1 protein-coding gene and 1 pseudogene are annotated in these 635 nt (G+C 51.8%); both read left to right on the top strand.

Features of this window, described 5'->3' with window-relative positions; all coding sequences use genetic code 11:
* Positions 1-63: 63 nt before the first annotated feature.
* Complete coding sequence (locus tag ACESTR_RS16395; protein ID WP_373179470.1) at positions 64-312, top strand: hypothetical protein; 249 nt, start codon at positions 64-66, stop codon at positions 310-312.
* Between the two features lie 48 nt (positions 313-360).
* Positions 361-635 (top strand): annotated as a pseudogene (locus ACESTR_RS16390) (hypothetical protein); the annotation flags it as partial.

Raw genomic sequence — 635 nt, 5'->3', positions numbered from 1 at the left:
TACGGCGGTGTCACCAACCAAGAGATAGCCGACTATCTGAAAACGCACGACCGCTGAAAAATCATGGCCACCTATGATGCAATTCCGCGTGTCGCAGAGGTTGCAGGAGCGGAGATATACGCCAAAGCCCTGCTGTTGGTAGACGAATATCACCGCCTGCTGTTCGACTATTCATTCCGACACCGAGCCGTTATGGGATTACTTGCCGAAATGCCCAAATTCAGCCGTGTGACTTATATGTCCGCGACACCCATCGAGCGGGAATTTCTGCTGGATGAATTGCAGACCTTGCCGACAACGCGGATTATCTGACCCAGCGAACCGCCGATGCAGGTGCGGTTGTGGCATGAAAACAGCCCGTTGGCATCGGTCGTAAATCTTTGCCGCAATGCCGTAACGCACAATATTCCCTGCAATCTGCATTTCTTTGTAAACAGCGTCGATTTTATCGGGCGGGTGTTGCATCATGCCCGACTGTCGCCCGACGAGGTGAAAATCGTCTGTTCGACAAGCGGGACATCCGAGCAGATAAACCGCGAGAAATTAGGCGATACTTATACAATCGGAATTCCCGACAAAGCGGTGCGCAAAATCAATTTCTACACCTCGACGGCTTTCGAGGGGTGCGACATTTA

The organism is Alistipes sp. DJF_B185 (assembly GCF_964250025.1).
In the GTDB taxonomy this organism is placed as follows: Bacteria; Bacteroidota; Bacteroidia; order Bacteroidales; family Rikenellaceae; genus Alistipes; species Alistipes finegoldii.
Note: the sequence above shows the minus strand (reverse complement) of the source record. Positions and strands in the feature narration are given on the sequence as shown.

What these genes read in the sequence shown, in the direction of transcription:
- ACESTR_RS16395 (WP_373179470.1), top strand. Translation starts at nt 64, where the DNA reads ATGGCCACCTATGATGCAATTCCGCGTGTCGCAGAGGTTGCAGGAGCG.